Origin of the sequence: uncultured Veillonella sp., assembly GCF_963551295.1 — a bacterium.
GTDB lineage: Bacteria > Bacillota > Negativicutes > Veillonellales > Veillonellaceae > Veillonella.
In genome coordinates this window covers 34,365-50,915 of the sequence record NZ_CAUVFT010000008.1, presented here as the reverse complement: position 1 = coordinate 50,915, position 16,551 = coordinate 34,365, and the positions used below count along the sequence as shown (strand labels likewise).

The window sequence follows — 16,551 nt, the reverse complement described above, 5'->3', positions numbered from 1 at the left end:
AACGCCCCTTACACAAAGGGGCGTTATTTCTTATATTATATCATATTTTTTCTATTTTTCAGTATTACAAATCATATTGTACTTTGCGATTCTAAGATGATAACTGGCGTTATCATTTACGGAGATTAACATTATAGTTCATATTGTCCGTCACCAAGTGGATCTACCACAACGTAACGGCTTGCTCCCCCTTCTACTTTGGCTCGTTTTGCTTCTACAATAGCATCTTTACGCGTCCCTTCATCTGCTTGCCAAGGTATAAACATAGCATATACACTTTGCGGCCCATACGGTCCGTATTGTCCTCGCGAGAGCACGCTATGCCAGCCTACCTTGTTTTTATACATGCGCACCTTTTCAAGGCGCTCCTCTTGTACGCCTGTTTCATCGTAGTACACGTTATAATGATTAGACCAAACATCCCCTGCACCTACGCGCTCGTCTTCGGCCATCTTATGACGGTTAGCCCATTGTATCTTCCACTTAACGATTAAATCATCTATGTAACTAGTTACATTTTGACTCTGTTTGTATTTAACAGAATCAAAGGCAGGTTCTACGACTTTGCTGTAATCGAGGCCTGCCATGGATAAAATGATACCCGTATTTACATATGGCAACGCTTCTTGTACGGAATAGCCTCCTTCAAGTACAGCTATATCTGCTTGTAACAAATCGACTAATTCCGCATAGCCCTTCGCAGTTACCTGCATATTAGCCAACGGATCACTAAAGTGATTATCTTGTCCTGCCGAGTTAATGACGATATCTGGATTAAACTCTTCAAGAATAGGCAATACCAGCTCACGCATGACCTTCATCAAGCCTTCGTCACCTGTGCCCGGAGGCAGCGGAATATCTATATTACCACCGATAGCCTGAGGACCTCCAAATTCATCCATAAAACCTGTTCCTGGATAGAGGGTTCGTCCATCTTGGTGAAAGCTAATATATAAGGTATCTGGATCGTGGTAAAACACATCTTGAGTGCCATCACCGTGATGTACATCAGTATCTACTACGGCAACGCGTTTGAGTCCATAGGTTTGGCGCATGTGTTGAATCATAACGGCTTCAATATTAATCGTACAGAAGCCACGAATACCATGAACCATAGCCATTGCGTGGTGACCTGGTGGTCTTACTAACGAAAAAGCACGGTCTACTTCACCGCGCATGACTGCATCAGCTGCCGCAATAGCACCTCCAGCAGATACCCGATGAGCTTCAGTCACCCAAGACTCTAAATCTGGAGCACCAACATGAACCTGCTCTATTGTATCCCAATCAGCTACTATGGGATTATATTCTCTAATATTCGGTATATCTAACAGACCTTCCTCTACGATTTGATCACGCGTATAAAGTAAACGCTCTTGTCGTTCAGGATGTGTTTCAGAAATTTTCCAATCAAAAGCAGGGAAAAAGACAAGGCCTAAACTGTGATGATATTTAGCTTTATCAATAGTAGAGCTCGTAGCCTCATCCTGTTTAGTATTCATATTTAGAATACCATGACGCTCTCGATAGGATAGTCCTTTATTCCACATAGTGTTTCACCCCCGCCGCCAGTTGTACTTTCACAGTAATTAAACGCTCCATAGATTGCCAGCCCTCTACTACAGGGAAATCCTCAATGCTAATGACCTCTATCTCTTGCGCCGTATCTAAACCTAAACGTAAAGCCTCTTCACTAAGAGCTTCTTTTGCTCGTTCCACAACTTGTTCCGCTCGTTTCAAAGTACAGTTTTGTTGTTTAATACCTAATTCAGGAATGACTAGCAACCGACGTTTTGTGTCTACATGAACAGTGAGTTCGATGGTAGATAAAGCTAGTGCAGCGCCTATAGCATTTGCTACAGCAGCATTCTCAGGAATCGTAACAGGTAACTCTAGATACTCCCCGATACTCGGACCTAAACTTGGCGCTGTGCCCCCCACTACAACAATATGTTCAGGCACAAAAACATCAGGATTTACAATATCTGCTACCACATAAATAGGTCGTTTATTTTCTACTTTTACGACCTCGTTAATACCATATTGAATCGTTTGCAACGCTTTTTCTACGATTAGTCGTGCTACATCAGAGGCAGTCTTAATAAGAGTTAATTGATTATTTGAGGTATTTACATTATTAGATCGTAATGTAGCCTGTATAGCATCCGCTAAATCTTGTAAAGCTCGTGATGCCAGATTAAAGTCACCATAGTTTGCATGACCGAGCACGATGAGTGCGTCCCCTAATGTAGGTTCCACACCACCTAGAGCCACCGATGGTCCCACTCGTTCAGGACCTACGGTAAGATTACCATTTTTAAGGCGAACTACAGATTCCCCACCAATACCGACGGAAGTAACGGCAAAGGATCTCACCGCACTTGGATATTCACGTATGGACACTCCACTTTTTGTCATCAACGGTTTACCATATTTCCAAAGAGAGATATCTGTTGTGGTACCTCCAATATCTAGAGCAACAGTATGCTTTTTACCAATAACACCGAGAGCCGATAGTCCAAGAACTGTAGCAGCAGGCCCCGTAAATGCAGTCTCCACAGGTCTACTTACCATATGTTCCATAGGTAAAGAACCACCATCAGCCTTCAAAATATGAAGCGGTGCCGTAATATGACGTATATTAAGGGCCTCTTCGACATTTTTCTTGAACACCGTAAATACGGGTGTTACGGCACTATTAAAATAAGCGCTAATAGTACGTCGAGGGAAATTTAAAGAACCGCTTAACAAACTGCCATTAGAAATCGTAGCATATGTATCTTTTAACTCCTCTCCTATAGATAGTTCTTCTTGTGGATTACGAACTCCAAATTTCGCAGATATAGCCGCCAAATCAGTACCACTTCGAGATTGAACCATACGGGATATATCACGCACCTCATTAGAAGGCGTTCGCTCTACAACGATACCTCTATGATCTGTATAACCTTGAAGATATATAGGTTCCACGGGGAATATATCATCTACATTACGGCCTGGACCTGTAATCACATAGAGATCTACTACTTGCTCCTTCTCTTCTACGATGGTATTCGTCACCACAGTAGTAGATAAGGTTACTTGTTCAATATTTGATGTATCATAGCCCTCCAAAACCGCATCTAAGGCCTCACCTATACCATTCATTAGATTATCCTTTGTAGTCCGCCTTTTGGCAGTTGCCACTACACGATGACCATCAATGATAACAGCATCGGTAAAAGTTCCACCTACGTCTAACCCTAGTAACATATAACCTCCTTTTAGCATTAATAAAGAATCCATACAAACTCAAAACGAAGTAAAGAAAACTCCATTTAAGCTAGCATATATTCTCTGATCTAATATGCAATCCCTATTCAAACCTGCGTATAGTCCATATTCAGGCTCATTATATAAAAAAGCTGTACCCATCTCTATGTGATGAGTACAGCCTTCTGTTATTTACCAGATACAGATGCGTAATTTTTGATGATAACAATCGGAGTCATTTGGCTATCATTACCAAATGGATTATCGATCAACAATTGTGCAATTTTTTTAGCATCAATGCCGCGACTTGTGCCTAGAATAGCAGAACGTTTTAAATCATTAACGTCAGCTACAACGGCACCATAACAACCTGTGCGAGATACAATTTTCTCAGCCACTTTATCTGGATCTTTTGGACCAAATACAATGTGCTTATCAAATGGAGGCATAGTCCCTGTTACATCATCTGTTAAGGATGCAGCACGAGCAATTGCATAGAATACACCAGGTTTACGGAAAATTTTAGCAATAGCGCCTAAAATAAAAGCACCTAATACCTTCCATTTACCATCCAAATTCATAGCCGATTGCATCCCATAAATAGATGCCATGGAGCCATCTGGATGGATAAAACGATTAATTAAACGAGCTTGCCAGCACACATTTAGCTCTTCAGGACGTGTAAAACGACCTTGCGTAATTGCTACTACAGATTCAGCAACGCATACGATATCTTCAGGTCCAATATTATGTCCGCCAAATTCAACGATAGCATCAACGATGTCATCATTATCTGTAAGAATACGTGTTGGCACACATACTAACTCTAATTCTGCCATTGTTATGCCTCCTTATTGAACCATTGCTGCTTGAACTTCTTCAGCAGTCAAACGAATACGCTGTTTATCGATATGAAAGTCTGTCCGACCTACGATTTGATAGTAAATGTCGATATCCATATAAGGGAAGCCCTTAATATCTTCACGAATATTGCCAGTTTTACCTGTTAATGTAACATATACACGAATTGTGCCACCTTTGCGTGGTTTGATAATTATAGCTTCAAAATATCCATCTTGACGTGGACGATTAATATCCATAGCCCAAGCATTTACTTTAACTGCATCAAAATGTTCTTCTGGCAATAATGAACGTGGGAATAAGTCCATAATAGTACCCAATTGACGACCTTTATTGACAAATGGTATGTCGCAAAACAAGGTAATGGACTCAAAATTACGATCAGATACTTGGAAGTTCGTTGCCCGTTTCGCTAATAAGACAATATTTTCATTACCTTGTTTCAACACAAACAAACGGAATAATAAGTACAGAGCTGCAACAACCACAATAATAGCTATTACTGCACTGAGGATGTTATAAAACCACATAGGGTATCTCCTTTATAATGTAATATGTTCAATGGTACGACGGCTTGTATCAAGGAAGGATTCACTCAACGTATCACCAAGTTCGACATCCTTTGTAAAATACAATGTCACGGTGCCTACAGTATCTTGAGGATTGAAAAGATTTTTACTCTCTAGTCTGTGACGAACCAATTCACTTGTTTCAAAAGCAGGATCAATGAACTGAATGCGACACGATGTTAGTTCCTCTAGTAAAGGTTGTACAAATGGGAAATGAGTACAGCCCAAAACAACAACCTCAATTTCTCGAGATAATAAAGGTTCTAAATAATCCTTGCATACTTCACGAACAAAGTAATCATCTAAATGACCTTGTTCAATAAGCCCCGCCAACTCTGGACAAGGTTGTTCCCAAACAAAAACCTCGTGATCAACTTCTAAAGCCACATGCTTATGAATATGACTATTTACAGTGGCCACGGTCGCCATAATACCGATAGTCTTGCTTTTACTTTTATTAATAGCTGTTTTTACACCTTGTGATACACCAATAACTGGCACAGATACAAGTTCACGTACCGCATCAAGAGCCACAACGGTGAAGGTGTTACAAGCAATCACCATCAACTTAACAGGCTGCTTTTCTAGCGTCTCCGCAATACGGCACGCTAAATAAGTGATTTCATCATCACTGCGATTACCTACAGGATTATTCGCATTATCACCGATATAGATAAAATCTTCGTTAGGAAATTGTTCTTGTAATACCTTTAACACAGATAGTCCGCCTACACCAGAGTCAAATACACCGATAGGCAATTGTTGTACATTACTCATGCGGCATCTCCTCAACAGCTGCTAACATAGGCAGGTAAAAAGTATCGTCTAATCGCACAATTTTTCCTGTTAATTTTGACATAAAGGCATTCTTAGTTTCCCCCGTGGCAAGTATTGCACCATCACTAGCACGGCGCATGCGATAGCGAAACACCATTTGAGCCCGCGTCATCTTAACCAAATACGTTTCGATGTGAAGTTCATCATCGAAATTCGCAGGTTCTTTATAATTGCAAGATACATTCATGATGGGGAATACAATATCCTCATTCATCATATCCCACAAAGTGACACCGATCTTACGAAGGAATTCAATGCGCGCCATTTCAAACCATCTAAAATGATTACTATGGTGAGCAATCCCCATCATATCAGTTTCATAAAATCGTACTTTTACTGAAGCAATATGCATAAATTTTGTCCTTTTTAAATAGTATACAATTTTTATTCTATATCTATTACTTTAGTGTGTCAAATAAATAAAGGCAGTTCAATCACTGTGGATCAAACTGCCTAAAATGGTAAAAGTTAGCGACTGCTACCAAATGGAAAGAATTTTTTTGCCTCTTCTTGATGACTCGTTTTGATATAACGATTCGCAATCTTAAAGGCTAATCCGAGTACTGCCACATCATCTACCCAACCTAATACGGCAATCGTATCCGGTACAATATCAATAGGTAATACCAAATATCCTAAGGCACCTGCAATGACCGCTTTTACATATTTGGGAGTGTCCTTGTCACGAAAACAAAGGAACAAGGTTACTGCTTGTTGTACAAAGGCAAGTTTCTTACCATATCGACCAAGAAACCCTAAAAATCTTGATTCGCTAAAATACTTACCATATTTAATAATCTTAAATGGATTCATAGTAATAATAATCCTTCAGCGTTTATTTACGCAAACCGCCAATTTTATCTTTCGCTGTGTTAACAGTGTTTGCAGCAACATCTTTTGCTGTCTCTACAGCATCAGAAGCTTTAGTTTTTGCAGTTTCTACTGCTACCTGTGCAGAAGCTTTTGCCACTTCTACACCACCTTTTGCGAATTCTTTAGCTACTTCAATACCTTCTTTAGCAGAATCAAGTTTTTCTTTCGCTGCATCAGAAACCTTTGCTACAACTTCTGCTGCGTTATCATGAATTTGGTATTTTGTTTCATTATTCCATTTATTGATGGCAGGTGTTACTTTTTCTTCGTAAACTTGCTTTAAAGATTCTTTAGCAAGACCTGTTTCGTTAGCAATCCCAGCCCATACGTCACGTTGACCTTGAGTGAAAGGAATACTAGCACTTGCATCACGAACGATTTCAGTAGCAATAGCTTTACCATTTTCAAGGAATTCAGCAACCATCGGTTTGTAACGTTCGATATCAGAAGGCATACCATCTTGAATCCAAATATTTGCAATTTTACCAATAGCATAAGTTAAACCGATAGCTACAGGAACGCGAACAGCTTTAATTGGAATTAGAAGGGATACTGCAGCTGTACCTACAGCTGTGCTAAGACCACCTACTAAACCAACTACAGCACCAGCTTGCAATTCTACGTCATAAAGATGAGCAATGCGAGTTACCATGTACGTAGCATTGGCGCACAAAGCGACACTGCTGAATTTAGAGGATAATGCCAATGCTGCCGCACGACCCGCCCCCCAGAAAATAAATTGTTCAACTTGATAGTCACGATCTTGAGATCCATCCATAAGTGGCTCAAGTGTTACGCCATTATATTCTGCCATAAGTATTCTCCTTTGTTGTGAACCAACTATAGGTCTTATTATTAGTATTATTATACCATTCTATTGATAGAAGTGAAATGAATTTTTCTAATTATCTATATTTAACAGCTTCTAATATTTTCTATATTACCAACTTGTAAGTCCACCATCGATTGTCCATGCTGCACCTGTCACAAAAGAAGCCTTATTACTCAACAAAAATACAATTACTTCGCCAATTTCATGGGGCTTAGCAATGCGACCTAGTGGGTAATGTTGGCCCATTTCAGCCTTTGCAGCTGCCGCATCTTGATTGGCATTAGCAATCTGTTTGTCCACTAATGATGTATCTACATCACCAGGACACACACAGTTTACACGAACACTGTGAGGTGCCATTTCAAGGGATAGAGATTTTGTAAAGCTCACTACAGCCCCCTTTGATGCACCATATACAGAACACGCTACATTACCTTGTAAACCTGCATCACTAGCAATTGTTACAATACTGCCCTTTGATGATCGTAAATAGGGAAGCACCGCTTGACATAAGAATACAGTACCTTTTACATTAGTCCCAAACATTTCATCAAAAGCTGCCTCTGTAACATCAGCTAGCAACTCTTCTTCATAGTAGCCTGCAGCTGTTACAAGAGCAGACACCCCACCAAACAAATCTACTGTTTCTTTTACAATTCGCTGACAATCCTCAATTTTAGATACATCACCTTGAATATATTGTACCTTAGATGAATAACGACGTAGCTTAGTTTTAGCCTTTTGACCAACTTTTTCATTTCGACCATTGATGACTACACACCAACCTTCTTTGAGTAAAAGCTTTGCCGTAGCAAATCCAATACCCGATGTACCACCACTGATCAATGCCACCTGTACATCACTTTTATGAGGCATACCTTGCCCTCCTATAAAGTTGAAACATAGTCATAGACTAATTTCAACAACATAACTGTCGTTACCGACAAGAATACAACTCGCACCAAAGATGAGCCTTTTGCAATGGCGAGGTGCGATCCTACATAAGCGCCAATAATTTGACCCACTCCTGCAGCCAGACCATACATAATATTGACGTGCCCTAAATATAAAAATACCAATAAAGACGCCAAATTACTAGTAAAATTCAATACTTTTGCATTAGCAGAAGCATGCAGGAAATCAAAACCAGTAAAGATAAAGCCCATAATCAAAAATGTACCTGTACCAGGGCCTATAAAGCCATCATATATACCGATGCCAAGAGCAAAAGCCATGCAAATATATAGCGCTTTCCCTGCTACCTGAGATGTACGATTGATTTCACCCCAGTCTTTTTTGAACACCACAAAAAGTGTTACACAAAAAAGTAATATGATGATAATAGGCTTTACATACAGTGGAGGTAAAGAAACAACCGCCAATGTACCAAGCATAGAACCCACAAAGGTAAAAGGCAATAATTTGCGCACTAGGGAAAAATCAACCATGTGATTTCTCAAAAATGTAATAGATGCACTACCAGCACCAAATATACTAGATAATTTATTACTGCCCAGAGCCATACTAGGCGGAAGATTTGTTAGTAACATAGCAGGTACAGAAATGAGTCCACCGCCGCCCACAATGGAGTCAACAAAGCCAGCAAACGCGCCAGCTACGGCAAGTAAAATGAGGATAAGGATATCAAATGGTAACTCTGTTACCGAAATGAGCCACTCCATAATAAACCTCCTACAGATAGCACATCAACGGTCGCCAAAGGCCACCGTTGTCATGCTAGTTTATTTTATTTTGCGCCTAGACGATCGAGAGCCAATGTATAACCATCCGCGCCATATACTAAACAGCGCTTTACACGACTAATCGTAGCCGTACTCGCACCTGTTTCTTCTACGATTTTCTCATAGCTGTCCCCTGCACGAAGCATTTTTGCTACTTGTAAGCGTTGAGATAATGCTTTTAATTCGTTAATCGTACAGATATCTTCAAAAAATGCATAGCATTCCTCCGTATTTTCAAGTGTTAAAATGGCGGTGAACAATTCGTCATTTTGTTGACTTCTCAATTTTTCATTGATGCTCATAGGATCCTCCTACTTCTTATTCATCGCTTTAGACCAAGCATCACCAATCATTTGTACAACTTGTACCAATACAATCAAGATGATGATTGTAGCGATCATAATATCAGCTTGGAAACGTTGGTAACCATATCGGATTGCAATATCCCCGAGGCCACCACCGCCAATAGCACCTGCCATCGCAGAGTAACCGATGAGGTTAACAATAAGCACCGTCACATTGTCAATAATTGTTGGCAATGCTTCTGGTAATAATACTTTCCAAATGATTTGTAATGGGCTTGCCCCCATAGATTGAGCCGCCTCGATAACACCAAAATTAATATCCTTAATGGACGTTTCTACAAGGCGCGCCAAGAATGGAATCGCCGCAATTGTCAACGGCACACATGCTGCAGTTGTACCGATGGATGTACCTACCACCATGCGAGTAAATGGAATGATGGCAACCATCAAGATGATGAAAGGTACGGAACGAGTGGCATTCACAATTGCACCTAACACTTTATTTAGTGCTACGTTTTCCAATATATGCCCTTTAGAAGTAACAACCAAAACAACACCAAGAGGAATACCTAATAACATTGCCATTACCGTAGAAATTATCGTCATTTGCAATGTATCAAGGGTGCCAGTTATGAGTAGATTAATGATTTGCTCTGACATAACCGATCACCTCGCTTTCAATTGGTAACGTTTTGATGTAGTCCAAACCTTCTTGTGCATTTTCTGGGTCACCATTCAAGATAACGATGAGGCGACCAACGCTCGTATTTTGGATGTAATCAATTCCGCCAAAAAGGATGCTTACATCTAAATTAAAGCGTCTTACGAGACCTGCTACTACAGGCTCATCTGTTGCTTGTCCTGTAAATTTGAGGCGAACTAATGGCGCGGTTCCTGCAATCCATTGATCATGCAACTCTAGATGTTCCAATGCTTCTGGAGGTAAGTTATCACTCACTACTGAGCTAATAAACTCTTTTGTCGTATTTTCGCGAGGGTGTGTGAATACTTCAATAGTACTACCTTCTTCGAGTATTACACCGCCTTCAATAACTGCCACGCGATCACAGATTTCACGGATAACGTGCATCTCATGTGTAATGAGCACAATAGTGAGCCCCATCTTCTCGTTAATATTTTTCAACAATTTCAAAATAGAATCTGTTGTCTGAGGATCAAGGGCAGATGTAGCTTCGTCACAAAGGAGAACCTTTGGATTAGACGCCAACGCACGAGCTATACCAACACGTTGCTTTTGACCACCAGATAATTGAGATGGATAGTTATTCATACGCTCTGTAAGACCTACGATATCAAGGATCGGCTCGATGCGCTCCTTGATTTCAGCCTTGCTCATACCTTGTAATTCCAACGGAAATGCTACATTGTCATACACTGTGCGAGAGGACAAGAGGTTAAAATGTTGGAAAATCATACCAATATTTTTGCGTGCTTTACGCAAAGCGGATTTGCTAAGTGTGGTTAAGTCTGTACCATTTACGATAACAGAGCCAGATGTAGGTGCTTCGAGCATATTGATGCAACGAATCAAGGTGGATTTACCGGCACCGGATTGGCCAATAATGCCAAAGATTTCGCCTTCTTTCACATTTAGGCTAATATCTTTCAACGCTTCCACACGAGTAGCACCTTCATAGACTTTACTAATGTGTTCTAATTGTATCAAAATAATTTCCTTTCTTAAGGTAAATGTGTATCATTTGATGAAAGCAACTTATCTATCAAGGTAGCCCTTCTTCCATCAATTTTTCTAGTGCTTCACGTAGACGAAGTGTAATGGCACCTGGTTTACCACCAGATACTAAATTTCTGTCTAGCTTAGTAATTGGGATGACACCACCAATTGTATCGGTAAAGAATAATTCATCCGCATCATCTACAAAATTACGATCGAATTCTTTCTCAATAATGGTAATACCTAAAGATGGTGCTACACGCGTTAAGATCATTTGGCGCGTAATACCTTTTAAGATATGATTATCTGCTGGATGCGTGTACAAGATACCATCCTTAACAGCAAACACATTAGATGTGGCGCCTTCTGTACAAATGCCATCACGGAACAAGATTGCTGTATAAGCAAATTTCTTTTCTGCTTTTGTTTGTGCCAAGATATTCGGGATCAAATTTGTAGTCTTAATATCTACATGATTCCAACGTTCATCAGGTAAAGCTATCGCTTTTACACCTTCACCCAATTTATTGACTTCATCTAAATCCAAGGTACGGATAGACATAAGCATTTGTGGTTCTAATTTGGAGCGATCATAAGCATGGTGACGTGGTGCTACACCACGAGAGATTTGTAAATAAATATAGCCCTCTTTAATTTCACTTTGCTCGATCAAAATTTCGTGCAATTCTGTCAAATCATCAGGGGTCATTTTTACAGGGATATCCATTTCACGCATAGAGCGATACAAACGATCTTGGTGGTAAGACAAAGCGAAGCAACGGCCTTTTACGACGCGAACAACTTCATATACAGAGTCACCAAACAAATAGCCACGGTCATCAATACTGATAACTTTGGCACCTGGTTCAACGAATTCACCGTTAAAATATGTTAATTCTTGCATAGGAGCACCTCTTTTTCTTTTCGTTACTCTATCAAGTGGTAATCATCATGGACTTATTATAACACAATTACTTTCAAATTTTCACACTTTACTTTGTGAAAGATATTAATTAGATATACAAAAATCCGCTAGGATACCATAGTTAAAAACTATATCCTAGCGGATGTATTGCATATATTATTTTAATACTAAATCAGCACCACAGAGCTAGTTAGTACTATGGCCGATACGAAAGTACTAATACCAATTAGGACTCTCTATACAACAAAAGCTTTCTGATTATACTAGTGCCCCAGTACAAATTTACGAATAGACTTAGGTAAGTAATTGAAACCTACCGTAGTCAAATAGGATAATGCCAACGCCATGGCATACATAACGAGAACATTGACCACCGTGTACAAGAAATTGTATTTAACCATCACAGCAGATATGATTAACAGCCAGAACGGATGTGTTAAATAAATGCCATAGGACTTATCCCCTATCTCAGACCAAATGGATTCCATAGTCACATTCATAGGTAGTGTTTGGAATAGGAATAAACTAAACATCGTTCCCAAACCAGTATAAAGAACACCCATCGGACTCATTTGATGTACCGTATAAATTGCTTCTAGCACCGTGTAATGCCATACGTCCATGACATAGTAATAGGATCCAAGCATCAATAATACAGATCCTACCGCACTAGCACCTAAAAGATAACGATAGCGCCACATGTATTCACAGACCGTTTCATATCGTTCAGCACATACAGCACCTAAAAGGAAAATCCACACATAATGAATTACCCAATAGTTGAGTCGCATATCGAAAAGATATTTAAGAATCGGCTGATTACTTAGATTTTCCGTTACCCAACGGCCAAGCATATACGATGATACATAATCAATAGCGACTTGGACAACAAATAATAACACCATCCAGAACACAGGTCGCTTGAGGATGACTTTCACCATTGCCCGCCATAACGGCATCATCACGTAGAACCATAGCAAAATAACCATAAAATACAAATGATACATAGAGGTACCAAAGAGTAGATTTATCGCCAATGGACCCGGACGTAAATTGCCGAGGTTGTGCGCCGTCAATCCCGTATAGAGCAAGTAAAAGATGGACCACGTAATATATGGAAATAGCACCACCTGAATGCGGCGGTGCATAAATTCCTTATATGAGAATGGTCCCTCTACCGAGGTATGATAAAACAAACCAAATGCAGAGAGGAAAAAAAACGCAGGCACTCCAAAGCGAGAGAGAATTTCTAACACGCTGATGAGTTCTAAATTTACAAAAGGATTTTGCAATGCGTAAGATCCTACGTGAATGCCGATAACACCGAGCATACAGAGACCTCGCATATAAGTAATTTCCGGTAAAAATGCTTTTTTCATAGCCATTCCCTATTCATTATTGACCAGGTGCAGCGGCAGGTGTCGGTACGACACGTGGGCCTTGAGACTCTGTAGCTGGTTGTTTAACTACAGGAGATTCAGGTGCAGCTTTTTGAGGCTCTGCAGCTTTTTCAGGTTGAGCAGGTTGTGCTGGTACAGCCTGACCATTTGCTTTAGCTGCCGCTTCTGCCTTAGCCTTAGCTTCTGCTTCAGCCTTAGCTTTTGCTTCAGCTTCTCGTTTCAAGCGCAATTCTTTTTCAAGAGGTACCACTGGTTTATCATAAACAGTGATATCCGTTTCAAATAGACGCCCCCATGGGAATGTAGCTTTTACTGTACGAGGATTGATTTTAAGGTATTTTTCAGCGAAATCTTGAATGCGTTCACCTAAGTAACTTTCAAGACGTTCATTTAATTCACCAGAGTAACGAACATTATCTGTTCTAATAGAATCTTGCATACGATAAATATCTTTACGGATATTTGCTTGATATGCCCAATTATCCAAATATTGTTGCGTCAACATATCACGATGACCTTCTGGGCTCATAGATTTAAGCAATACTCCTTGAGCAATAGCGTAACCTACTGTGTTACTTGCTGTATTCCAACCATTATACGCACCGATTTTGTACAACAGATCTCGTTTATACATAGCGGATACTAACGTATTGTCTGCACCATTATTGAAAGCAATATCTGCAACGCTTACATTCACACCAGAATCAACAGCTTGTTGAATACGATCTACGAAAGCATTTGTAGAGTTGGAAATCATTGGGAAGTTTTCAAAGTTTTCAGATTCACCTGTGCTCGTAGTAAGAGGTGTATTAACAGCCAATAATACAGTTGGTTTGCCTTGTGTCACCATCGTGCCACCTACAGCCTCAACGTGTTGTGCAATCGTTTTATCGATAGTTTGGTCTTCGTAACCTGGCAATGTTTTACCGCCACCACCGAGTGGATAGATTACGGAGAATGTTGGTTTTTCTGTGCTCATATCGGTACGGGAACGCGCCATCAACAAGAGACCGAGTTGGTCAGCACCAGGGAAGCTACCATATTTTTCAACAGAAATATCCTTGGAATATTTGTTGAGGTAACGACCTTCTAGTGCGGATTGAGATAATTGAGATGTATCATCATGACCTAATGCAAAGTAGTCGAATACACCACTGCGAGTTTCATCAATCAACTCTTTGTTGATTTTCATATTTTTTTGACGGCGGTCAAACCAGTCTTGCAAGTATTCCACAGGAACGGAGGCTTGTAGGCTCATCATTTTTTGAGTTTCTTCTTGTGTTAAGGAGCCAGAATCCAATTTATCTTGTAATGCAGCGATTTGGAAGATAGTTGGACCATACTCCGCATAATAAGCCGGTTCAGTACCGCCACCACTCGCACGCGGAGAACGCATTACCGTACCAAAACCATAGATGCGTACATTTTTATTACGCGCTTTTAAACCTTCAATACGTTTCAAGCGATTTTGCAATGTGCTAAGAGGAATATTATGTTTACGAGAATCTACAAGGCCTCCATAAATAAGAGTATCTGTACTTAATACCATAACATCAGCACGACCTGCATTTTGTTCTACCCAAGCCATAATTTGGTCTGCTTGACCTTGATACGTCTTACCAGAAATCAAATGTTGAGGTGGTGTCAACACAGTCATACCCGCCTCACGAGCTGTATCAACTGTATATTGCAAGCTTACAGGGCGATCATCTTGAGGTACATATAATACGGTTTCTGCATCAATATTGATGGATGTACCTGTAGCAATGGCTGTAACCATTAATGCTACTTTCAACCATTTATTTGTCATAAAGCAAATCTCCTTCTGTGTACACGAGTACTCTCGACTCGAAAATTAACTCTTATATAATACTCTTTTTTTCTGACCTTTTTATGAAATATTTAACAGTATAATTATATCATTTACTTGTTATTTCTCAAATGCAGCGCCTTTAGCTTTAGCGCACTTTGGGTAAGCTCCAATTATATTTAATAGCTAGTAGACGAATAACTAGTACAACAGTAAAAGCACCATATACAGCCTCTCCAACCCAGTTAGAAATAACCATTAAGTAATAAACGATACCCCCAATAACACTAGGCAGAGCGTACACGTCTTCTTTCAAAACAGACGGAATCCGTTGAGCCAGCATATCTCGGATAATGCCGCCACCAACAGCAGTAATAGTTCCTAATAAAACAATGAAAATTGGCAACTCTGGATATAGTTTAAATCCTGCAGATGCCCCAGTTACTGTAAAAGATGCCAACCCCACTGCATCGGCCAATAAATAGCTTGCTCGACTACGAGGGCCCATAGCATGCTTGCGATAACGGCTGTTATACATAATAAATACGATAATTGTTACGGAAATAACCACTGTTACATATACTATATTGCGTAATGAGTTCGGTGGAAAATACCCCAAGAGAACATCCCGTACAATACCACCACCGATTGCCGTGGCCAGTGCCAATACAGCCATACCAAATATATCCATTCTCCGCGCCACCCCAACAAGTGCTCCGGAGATAGCAAAAGCAATAGTGCCAATCATATCAAATATATACCAAATAATATCCATAATACCCTCACACAATCTATTCGCATAACTGCGTACACTATGATAGACTTTATGTAAGATATTATACATTAAGAGGTATGAGAATGACAAAAGACATTACACCTATAGAGATTAAAAATATGGATGAGCGTACTCGGGACGAGTATTTCATGGCGTTTGCCCTAGAGGAAGCTCACAAGGCCTATGACTTAGGAGAAATTCCTATCGGCGCCATTTTAGTTCAAAACAATACAATCATTTCACGCCACCATAATCGCCGCGAATTAGATCACGATGCAACGGCTCATGCAGAGGTGCTCGTCATCCGAGAAGCATGCGGTGTGCTCAAGCGCTGGCGGTTGACTGGTTGTACCCTGTATGTTACGATAGAGCCGTGTCCGATGTGCGCTGGAGCCATTATCAACAGTCGTATTGACCGTGTTGTATATGGTGCAAGTGATTACAAAGGAGGCGCTGTAGAATCTCTTTTCAATGTACTCTCTCACCCTGGTTTAAATCATGAGCCTGAATTAGCATCTGGGGTCCTTGGTGATGAATGTAGCCAAATCATGAAAGACTTTTTTAAGGAGCGCCGTAAAACACGGAGGAGTACCCAAGAGGCTGAAGGGTCCGCACTCGAAATGCGGTAGGTCGGGCAACCGGCGCGGGGGTTCAAATCCCTCCTCCTCTGCCAT

18 protein-coding genes and 1 tRNA gene are annotated in these 16,551 nt (G+C 40.3%); 2 read left to right on the top strand and 17 right to left on the bottom strand.

Annotated features, from left to right (window positions below; all coding sequences use genetic code 11):
- Positions 1-131: 131 nt before the first annotated feature.
- The 17 genes from RYO55_RS03485 to RYO55_RS03405 all read right to left on the bottom strand — a co-directional run bounded on the left by RYO55_RS03485 (position 132) and on the right by RYO55_RS03405 (position 15,877).
- Positions 132-1,550: a histone deacetylase gene (locus RYO55_RS03485; protein ID WP_314984207.1), complete on the bottom strand. Its 1,419-nt coding sequence runs from the start codon at positions 1,548-1,550 to the stop codon at positions 132-134.
- Entirely contained in the window at positions 1,540-3,252 is a 1,713-nt protein-coding gene (locus tag RYO55_RS03480) for a hydantoinase/oxoprolinase family protein (RefSeq protein ID WP_314984206.1), read from the bottom strand. The genes RYO55_RS03485 and RYO55_RS03480 overlap by 11 nt, the downstream gene beginning before the upstream one ends.
- Before the next feature lie 188 nt (positions 3,253-3,440).
- Positions 3,441-4,091, bottom strand: coding sequence for a coenzyme F420-0:L-glutamate ligase (locus tag RYO55_RS03475; RefSeq protein WP_004693597.1), 651 nt, complete (start codon positions 4,089-4,091; stop codon positions 3,441-3,443).
- Between the two features lie 12 nt (positions 4,092-4,103).
- The gene (locus tag RYO55_RS03470; RefSeq protein WP_314984204.1) at positions 4,104-4,643 is read right to left on the bottom strand and encodes a hypothetical protein; all 540 of its coding nucleotides are present in this window, start codon (positions 4,641-4,643) and stop codon (positions 4,104-4,106) included.
- Between the two features lie 12 nt (positions 4,644-4,655).
- Positions 4,656-5,459 (bottom strand): glutamate racemase, encoded by an 804-nt coding sequence (murI, locus tag RYO55_RS03465; RefSeq protein ID WP_314984203.1) that lies wholly within the window; start codon positions 5,457-5,459, stop codon positions 4,656-4,658.
- Positions 5,452-5,871: a thioesterase family protein gene (locus tag RYO55_RS03460; RefSeq protein ID WP_308521580.1), complete on the bottom strand. Its 420-nt coding sequence runs from the start codon at positions 5,869-5,871 to the stop codon at positions 5,452-5,454. The genes murI and RYO55_RS03460 overlap by 8 nt, the downstream gene beginning before the upstream one ends.
- A gap of 116 nt (positions 5,872-5,987) precedes the next feature.
- The gene (locus tag RYO55_RS03455; protein ID WP_012863982.1) at positions 5,988-6,332 is read right to left on the bottom strand and encodes a YkvA family protein; all 345 of its coding nucleotides are present in this window, start codon (positions 6,330-6,332) and stop codon (positions 5,988-5,990) included.
- 22 nt (positions 6,333-6,354) lie between these two features.
- Positions 6,355-7,206, bottom strand: a complete 852-nt coding sequence (locus tag RYO55_RS03450; RefSeq protein WP_314984201.1) for a hypothetical protein — start codon at positions 7,204-7,206, stop codon at positions 6,355-6,357.
- A gap of 126 nt (positions 7,207-7,332) precedes the next feature.
- On the bottom strand, positions 7,333-8,100 hold the full coding sequence (locus RYO55_RS03445; protein WP_314984200.1) for an SDR family oxidoreductase: 768 nt from the start codon (positions 8,098-8,100) through the stop codon (positions 7,333-7,335).
- 11 nt (positions 8,101-8,111) lie between these two features.
- A complete protein-coding gene (locus RYO55_RS03440; protein ID WP_314984199.1) occupies positions 8,112-8,906 on the bottom strand; it encodes a TSUP family transporter in 795 nt (264 codons plus the stop codon).
- Between the two features lie 65 nt (positions 8,907-8,971).
- Positions 8,972-9,268, bottom strand: coding sequence for a YerC/YecD family TrpR-related protein (locus tag RYO55_RS03435; RefSeq protein ID WP_004693609.1), 297 nt, complete (start codon positions 9,266-9,268; stop codon positions 8,972-8,974).
- A gap of 9 nt (positions 9,269-9,277) precedes the next feature.
- On the bottom strand, positions 9,278-9,931 hold the full coding sequence (locus RYO55_RS03430) for a methionine ABC transporter permease (protein ID WP_004693611.1): 654 nt from the start codon (positions 9,929-9,931) through the stop codon (positions 9,278-9,280).
- Positions 9,912-10,958: a methionine ABC transporter ATP-binding protein gene (locus tag RYO55_RS03425; protein ID WP_314984198.1), complete on the bottom strand. Its 1,047-nt coding sequence runs from the start codon at positions 10,956-10,958 to the stop codon at positions 9,912-9,914. Before RYO55_RS03425 ends, RYO55_RS03430 begins: the two co-directional genes overlap by 20 nt.
- Before the next feature lie 55 nt (positions 10,959-11,013).
- On the bottom strand, positions 11,014-11,871 hold the full coding sequence (locus RYO55_RS03420; RefSeq protein WP_270279157.1) for an aminotransferase class IV: 858 nt from the start codon (positions 11,869-11,871) through the stop codon (positions 11,014-11,016).
- A 284-nt stretch (positions 11,872-12,155) separates the two neighbouring features.
- Positions 12,156-13,277 (bottom strand): acyltransferase, encoded by a 1,122-nt coding sequence (locus RYO55_RS03415; RefSeq protein ID WP_314984196.1) that lies wholly within the window; start codon positions 13,275-13,277, stop codon positions 12,156-12,158.
- 10 nt (positions 13,278-13,287) lie between these two features.
- Complete coding sequence (locus RYO55_RS03410; protein ID WP_314984195.1) at positions 13,288-15,102, bottom strand: DUF4127 family protein; 1,815 nt, start codon at positions 15,100-15,102, stop codon at positions 13,288-13,290.
- A 148-nt stretch (positions 15,103-15,250) separates the two neighbouring features.
- Positions 15,251-15,877, bottom strand: coding sequence for a trimeric intracellular cation channel family protein (locus tag RYO55_RS03405; protein WP_105087105.1), 627 nt, complete (start codon positions 15,875-15,877; stop codon positions 15,251-15,253).
- Between the two features lie 83 nt (positions 15,878-15,960).
- Between RYO55_RS03405 and tadA the strand changes: the two genes are divergently transcribed.
- Entirely contained in the window at positions 15,961-16,506 is a 546-nt protein-coding gene (gene tadA / locus RYO55_RS03400) for a tRNA adenosine(34) deaminase TadA (protein ID WP_198001856.1), read from the top strand.
- Positions 16,460-16,550 (top strand) — tRNA-Ser (locus RYO55_RS03395). Before tadA ends, RYO55_RS03395 begins: the two co-directional genes overlap by 47 nt.
- The last annotated feature ends 1 nt before the right edge of the window (position 16,551 follow it).

What these genes read in the sequence shown, in the direction of transcription:
- RYO55_RS03485 (WP_314984207.1), bottom strand. Translation starts at nt 1,550, where the DNA reads ATGTGGAATAAAGGACTATCCTATCGAGAGCGTCATGGTATTCTAAAT.
- RYO55_RS03480 (WP_314984206.1), bottom strand. Translation starts at nt 3,252, where the DNA reads ATGTTACTAGGGTTAGACGTAGGTGGAACTTTTACCGATGCTGTTATC.
- RYO55_RS03475 (WP_004693597.1), bottom strand. Translation starts at nt 4,091, where the DNA reads ATGGCAGAATTAGAGTTAGTATGTGTGCCAACACGTATTCTTACAGAT.
- RYO55_RS03470 (WP_314984204.1), bottom strand. Translation starts at nt 4,643, where the DNA reads ATGTGGTTTTATAACATCCTCAGTGCAGTAATAGCTATTATTGTGGTT.
- murI (WP_314984203.1), bottom strand. Translation starts at nt 5,459, where the DNA reads ATGAGTAATGTACAACAATTGCCTATCGGTGTATTTGACTCTGGTGTA.
- RYO55_RS03460 (WP_308521580.1), bottom strand. Translation starts at nt 5,871, where the DNA reads ATGCATATTGCTTCAGTAAAAGTACGATTTTATGAAACTGATATGATG.
- RYO55_RS03455 (WP_012863982.1), bottom strand. Translation starts at nt 6,332, where the DNA reads ATGAATCCATTTAAGATTATTAAATATGGTAAGTATTTTAGCGAATCA.
- RYO55_RS03450 (WP_314984201.1), bottom strand. Translation starts at nt 7,206, where the DNA reads ATGGCAGAATATAATGGCGTAACACTTGAGCCACTTATGGATGGATCT.
- RYO55_RS03445 (WP_314984200.1), bottom strand. Translation starts at nt 8,100, where the DNA reads ATGCCTCATAAAAGTGATGTACAGGTGGCATTGATCAGTGGTGGTACA.
- RYO55_RS03440 (WP_314984199.1), bottom strand. Translation starts at nt 8,906, where the DNA reads ATGGAGTGGCTCATTTCGGTAACAGAGTTACCATTTGATATCCTTATC.
- RYO55_RS03435 (WP_004693609.1), bottom strand. Translation starts at nt 9,268, where the DNA reads ATGAGCATCAATGAAAAATTGAGAAGTCAACAAAATGACGAATTGTTC.
- RYO55_RS03430 (WP_004693611.1), bottom strand. Translation starts at nt 9,931, where the DNA reads ATGTCAGAGCAAATCATTAATCTACTCATAACTGGCACCCTTGATACA.
- RYO55_RS03420 (WP_270279157.1), bottom strand. Translation starts at nt 11,871, where the DNA reads ATGCAAGAATTAACATATTTTAACGGTGAATTCGTTGAACCAGGTGCC.
- RYO55_RS03415 (WP_314984196.1), bottom strand. Translation starts at nt 13,277, where the DNA reads ATGGCTATGAAAAAAGCATTTTTACCGGAAATTACTTATATGCGAGGT.
- RYO55_RS03410 (WP_314984195.1), bottom strand. Translation starts at nt 15,102, where the DNA reads ATGACAAATAAATGGTTGAAAGTAGCATTAATGGTTACAGCCATTGCT.
- RYO55_RS03405 (WP_105087105.1), bottom strand. Translation starts at nt 15,877, where the DNA reads ATGGATATTATTTGGTATATATTTGATATGATTGGCACTATTGCTTTT.
- tadA (WP_198001856.1), top strand. Translation starts at nt 15,961, where the DNA reads ATGACAAAAGACATTACACCTATAGAGATTAAAAATATGGATGAGCGT.